This is a genomic window from Breoghania sp. (assembly GCF_030066895.1).
GTDB lineage: Bacteria > Pseudomonadota > Alphaproteobacteria > Rhizobiales > Stappiaceae > Breoghania.
The window spans coordinates 1-5024 of record NZ_JASJAV010000049.1 but is presented as its reverse complement, the minus strand read 5'-3'; the positions used below and the strand labels follow the sequence as shown (position 1 = coordinate 5024).

At 58.7% G+C, this 5024-nt stretch carries 6 protein-coding genes and 1 pseudogene; all 7 read right to left on the bottom strand.

What is annotated here, in order from left to right; translation table 11 throughout:
* A pseudogene (locus tag QNJ43_RS26425) lies at window positions 1-877 on the bottom strand (hypothetical protein); the annotation flags it as partial.
* A 59-nt stretch (window positions 878-936) separates the two neighbouring features.
* The gene (locus tag QNJ43_RS26420) at window positions 937-1611 is read right to left on the bottom strand and encodes a hypothetical protein (RefSeq protein ID WP_300474988.1); all 675 of its coding nucleotides are present in this window, start codon (window positions 1609-1611) and stop codon (window positions 937-939) included.
* Complete coding sequence (locus QNJ43_RS26415) at window positions 1608-2231, bottom strand: hypothetical protein (protein WP_300474986.1); 624 nt, start codon at window positions 2229-2231, stop codon at window positions 1608-1610. The genes QNJ43_RS26420 and QNJ43_RS26415 overlap by 4 nt, the downstream gene beginning before the upstream one ends.
* Window positions 2228-2596: a hypothetical protein gene (locus QNJ43_RS26410; RefSeq protein WP_300474983.1), complete on the bottom strand. Its 369-nt coding sequence runs from the start codon at window positions 2594-2596 to the stop codon at window positions 2228-2230. Before QNJ43_RS26410 ends, QNJ43_RS26415 begins: the two co-directional genes overlap by 4 nt.
* Entirely contained in the window at window positions 2596-2859 is a 264-nt protein-coding gene (locus QNJ43_RS26405) for a hypothetical protein (protein WP_300474981.1), read from the bottom strand. Before QNJ43_RS26405 ends, QNJ43_RS26410 begins: the two co-directional genes overlap by 1 nt.
* Before the next feature lie 75 nt (window positions 2860-2934).
* Window positions 2935-3909, bottom strand: a complete 975-nt coding sequence (locus tag QNJ43_RS26400) for a DUF5309 domain-containing protein (RefSeq protein ID WP_300474978.1) — start codon at window positions 3907-3909, stop codon at window positions 2935-2937.
* Between the two features lie 3 nt (window positions 3910-3912).
* Window positions 3913-4944 carry a hypothetical protein gene (locus QNJ43_RS26395; protein WP_300474976.1) on the bottom strand — a complete coding sequence of 344 codons (1032 nt, stop codon included), beginning with the start codon at window positions 4942-4944 and terminating at the stop codon, window positions 3913-3915.
* Window positions 4945-5024 lie beyond the last annotated feature (80 nt).

Below are 5024 nucleotides of genomic sequence, written 5' to 3'. Positions count from 1 at the left end.
GCCAGTCATAGCCGATGAGGTTCTGTGTCGCGAGGCCCGCCCGTGTGAACTGCCACCAAACCGTTTTTTCAATGGGATCGTTGACGCCACGAACCAGGGCGAAATCGTCAAGATCGGCAAGGTTGAGGAATGTTCTGTCAACCCGCTCGGCACCGATCGCCTGCCCCTGGGAACCGCGAAAAAAGCCGTCCTCTGTCAGATAGACGTAATCGCCCGCTCGAATCTGGACGATCGAATGCGGGGCAACGCATCCCCTAGCCGGATTGATCACCGTGAATCCGAACGTGTATTCCCCGCCCATGAAGCGCATCTGGCGGATGGCCCTGCGCTGCAGGATCACTGCCCCTTGCGGCTCGGGAATGCCTCCAGTGATGTCCTCGCCGTCCGGCAAGTCTTGATAATCCGATCCTCGTTTTCCGACTTCCCAGAAACTGAGATCCTCCAGCCCGCACCATTGACATCGGGAAGGAAGTCCCTGCAGATGGCCGAGAACCAGAAACGAGCCTGCCGCCCATGCATACTTGGCCCGTGGCGGATTGCCGCCCATCGGAGCGAAATTGCTGCCGGCATCGATGTCGTACACCTGGGGATCGTTGTTGATCTGGGTCGCGACCAGCAATTGCCCGAAGCGTGCGAATGACCAGCGATCGGCATCGGCGACGTTGAACGGCCCGCCTGCGCCCGAAATGTCATCCCATGCCAACGTGGTTGCGTTCAGGCGATAGAGGCCCGTCTTGGTCCCGGCAATGACCGAGAAAAAACCCGCCGCGGTGCGCACATAGACGGCGCCGAGGCAGCGTGACGGCAATGCCTGGCTGTACGCCTCCAGCGACGGCAGCGGTCCCCATCCGTCTTTCACGGGCAGGGCATTGACCATCGATGTGAGCGCGCCGGCGGAGAATTTCGACCGATCGGGCTCATACGGTGCGAACGGAATCACTGATGAACGGCCTCACGCGCCGCGGCACGGGCAACACCTTGCTCGGGCGATGGCGTCGGCGGTACAAGATGCATTCCGGCACGCTGGAAGCTTGCAGCCTCGTCGTTGGCCTGAATGGAACTGACCATCATGTCAGCCAATGCCTCGAAGTTGGCGCTTTCGTCGTACTTGTGGAAGAACTGTGCCGCTTCCTTGAGCGCCGCCCGCAGATAGAGGTTCGGCTGTCTGGTCAGGAGCCAATTGTTTTGCGCGCTGGTTCCGAGTTTTGGAAGCCGCTGGTAATAGACCAGCTCCAAATTCTGTGTCGCGTGCGGATATGTCCGAATTTCAGTGCCCACGATGGTGAACTTGGCCGATTCCTGGGCGATCGTCGCATCACGGTACTGCAGCTCACCGGTTCGGATGTCGGTCAGATCCAACGGCTTGCGTTCGTTGGCGCTGATCAGCAGCGAAACAGAATAGAAACTCAGATAGTCGGTTGGTAGCGTTGCAGTACCGGCCGTTGGCGTCAATGATGTCGTCGCAACCATTTCACGAACGCGCAACCGCTCTTCGATCCATTGTTCAGCCAGGGCAATGAAGTCCTCGGAATAGGCATCAACGTCCGAGCGGTCCTTGTACCACTGGCGAATGGCGATTTTCAGCGTGTCAAAGCTGGTGATTGTGGTCATGGCAGTTGTCCCGCTCCAAATTCGATGCCCGTGTGGGCGTAAAGGGCCATTTCGTTGCCGGCCATAAGCTCGCCGATCCACTGATCCTTGAAACCGCGCTCCACAACGATGTCGTCATTCTTTCGAAAGAACTTTGCGGCCTCATAAAGCGATGCGTGAAGGTAGAGGTTCGGGGCTTTGGAAAGCAGCCAGTTCGTTGGCGTGCCTGTCGAAAGCCTGGGGATGGCCTGGAAATAGACCATTTCGACGCTGCCGGCCCATGGATAGGTGAGGATCTCGGCGCCGATGATGGAAAACTTCTGAGCCGTGCCGCCCGCTGATGGCTGTGGCGTGGATTGGTCGCCGCCTTTCGGATCGATGTAATCCAGCGGATAGCGGCGCTGTCCGTCGATCATCACCACGTTGATGTATTGCAGATAATCAGTTGGCAGCGGTCCCTTGCCCTCGGTAAGGGCGATAGACGGCGATGTGGTCTGCATTTCGCGGGTGCGCAACTCGCGCTCAAGGCTGGCTTCGGCGAGCCCAACGAAATCGACTGCGTAGGCTTCGACGTCGGACCGATCGCGATACCATTTGCGGATCGATGCGAGCAGACTGGGATAATCTGTGATGGTGGTCATACCCGGCCCTTGAATGTGCGCAGCTTAGCGAAGTCGCTATCGTTCAGGATCTTCTGCATATGCCGCCAGTCCTTGTTTCGGATTGCATCATCGACGCCCAGGGGCTCCATGAGCACCAGCGGGATTGTTGCGACCTTGCGGCCATCGCCCCAGTTGGAGCCGAGGCTGTCGTTGTAGCTCTCGGCGTTCTCGTCAAGTATGTCCTGAATGTTGTGCTGGACCTTACGAACCGTGAAGCTCAACCCGTCCGTCGCGAACTTGATCCATTCCGAAATGCCGGTGAAATGATCGTATTCGACCAGCCGCCAATCGCCGTCCCACTGGCCGTCAACCGTGGGTATGCCGACATTGACATCCTTGAACATCAATCGTCTTCCAGCTTCTGCGGCTCCGCAATGTCTTCCTGGGCGTTTTCCCAATCGCGGGTGACAATGCGATTTTTGGTCAGTTCGTTGACCACCGTCTCAGGCAGTTTCAACGTGGTGCCGCGCAAGATCCGGCCGAGCGTGTCCTTTGCGCCTTCGGGCAGATCCCAATCGTCGGGCGGGCCGTAATTGCGCAGAAAGCAGACCTTGACGGTGCGGGTGCGGGCTTTCGGTTCTTCCGCGGGTGCGGCTTCATCACTCATTTGGTTTCTCCATGAAAAAACCCGCCCCCGATTGCACTCGGGAACGGGCTCTTGGCTTCTCATCCAGCGCTCAGATTAAGACGTTTCGAGGTCTGCCACAACCCCGTGGGCCTTCTCGTTATCCACACGCAACGTCTTTTCCTCGATGATCACCCAGTTCAGGGCGTCACCGGTCTTTGCCGGCCGTTCGATGCGCGTATTGCGCAGTGCGGCGACCGATGCATAGTCCGGATCCACGAGGTAGGCATTGCGTTCCGGCTGGAACCGGTTGGCGACGACGTTCAGGCTTCCGAAGTCGGACACGTACACGTCGGCACCGCCGTAGATGGTCATCTGTCCGTCACCAGACACGTTGGTGCGCTGCTGCGCAACCTTCGTATCGGCGAGCAGGCCCGAGAACACCTGTTTGTTGTGCGGTCCCACGGAGAGCATCCGCAGTTCGGCGCCGTTGACGAAGCACGATTTGATCACGCCGTCGAGCAGCGCTTTCGTGAGCGCCCGTTGCGTGCCATTCGTCGCGGCAGCAACAATGCCCGTGCCGGTGTTGAAGCCGCCGTCCGAGCCGGTCGCGCCGATGGAGGTATTCGACGTGAGCCATGCCCGCAGACCGCCCAGTTTCCTCGCCGTGGTGTCGTTACCGGCCACAGACGGGTTGTTGGACGTGACCGAAGCTTCGAGGTCGCGCTTCATTTCCTTCGAGCGTTTGGACGCCTGATAACCCAGTTCCGACGCACGGCCAGCCTTGTCAACGGCTTCCTGGGTGCCGGTGATCTTGATGGTCTTGCGCAGGATCTGTGTGTAGTTCGCCGGACGCACGGTCGCTGCCGGTTCGGTGTAGGCGTACCCCTCACCTGACGTATGAGCATTGTCGGCGGTGTGTGTCGCCAGCACGTCCGTCTGCCACTCGTGTTTGATCGCCGTGGCTCGGCTGGTGCCGATCGCCATGGTGACCGGACAATCGGTCGGCGAGATGTCGAAAATGCGATTGATCAGATCTTCGCGGTTACCAACCGCGCCGTAAACGGAGAATGCTCCTGTTTCCTTGGCCATGATTTAGTCCTCTGGCATTAGAAGGTTTCCGAGAATGTCGGCGACCATTCGCGGGTCACCGGATTTCTCAGCCTTCGCAATCCTTTCATCCAGAGATTTGCTCGCGCCTGCCTTGCGGCCCTTGCGCCGATCGCTGTTCATGACAGCCGGCTTGCCTTCCGCCTTGGCTTTCGCTTTCGGCTTGGCTTGCTGAATGCCCTGATAGGCAATGGCGTCCTTGAGGATCTTGTAAAACCGATGGTCCACGAGATTCTGTTGGACTTCTTCCGCCGTGAAACCCTTGCCGGTCAGATAGCCCTGAGCCCCGTTCCAGAATTCCTGGAACTTGGCAGGGTCTTTCATTTCCGGCATGGCAGCGTGAAGCATTTCGCGCTGCTGATCGATGTACTTCTGCTGTTCGGCCTTCTGTTCTTCCTGGGCCTTTTTGACGGCATCGGCTTCCTTCTGGGCGAACTCTCGAAGCTGTCCCATCTGCTGGTCATAGCGGGCTTTCTCCTGCATATAACCGACGGGATCATCGTTCAGCATCTCCGGATCTGGCTCTTGCGGCATGTTGGCCTTGACGAAGGTGGCCATCATCTGCCGTTCATTTGCCAGCGCTTGCTCGTGCTGAGTGACGCGAGACTGGGTGTCCTCGAACTCTTTGCGTTGAGCCGCGAGTTCCTGTGTCTTGCGTGTGTAATCGCCTTCACGAAGATTGCCGCGCTTCAATTCCCCGACTGTGACCCTGGTGCCGTCGCCCAGGTCAACAATGGCTTCATCGCTGGCCAGCTGCGGCTCCGTTGGTACGTCGTCGGGTTCGTCGTCGCTTTCGATGTCGTCTTCTTCCGGCGCGTCGTCGTCCTCGGGGTCAGCTTCGTCGCTCTCAGGCGTTTCGTCGTTGCTTTCCGCTTCTGACTTCGCTTCCTGGGGCTTTTTGTCGTCGTCTGGGGTAGAGGAACCTTCCTCGTCCATTTCGGCGAACAACAGTGCGCCCAGTTCTTCGGCTGCGTTTTCAGGCGCAACCTCACCACCCTCGCGGGGAGTGTCGCTCATGGGTTTCTCCATTTTGCGGGTTTACAAGGGGTCCAGTATCAAGCGCTCGAAAGCGGCGAGGCTGTCCCTTGGCTTTCGGG

Excerpts from the sequence above, each read along its gene's own strand:
- QNJ43_RS26420 (WP_300474988.1), bottom strand. The coding sequence starts at position 1,611 with ATGACCACAATCACCAGCTTTGACACGCTGAAAATCGCCATTCGCCAG.
- QNJ43_RS26415 (WP_300474986.1), bottom strand. The coding sequence starts at position 2,231 with ATGACCACCATCACAGATTATCCCAGTCTGCTCGCATCGATCCGCAAA.
- QNJ43_RS26410 (WP_300474983.1), bottom strand. The coding sequence starts at position 2,596 with ATGTTCAAGGATGTCAATGTCGGCATACCCACGGTTGACGGCCAGTGG.
- QNJ43_RS26405 (WP_300474981.1), bottom strand. The coding sequence starts at position 2,859 with ATGAGTGATGAAGCCGCACCCGCGGAAGAACCGAAAGCCCGCACCCGC.
- QNJ43_RS26400 (WP_300474978.1), bottom strand. The coding sequence starts at position 3,909 with ATGGCCAAGGAAACAGGAGCATTCTCCGTTTACGGCGCGGTTGGTAAC.
- QNJ43_RS26395 (WP_300474976.1), bottom strand. The coding sequence starts at position 4,944 with ATGAGCGACACTCCCCGCGAGGGTGGTGAGGTTGCGCCTGAAAACGCA.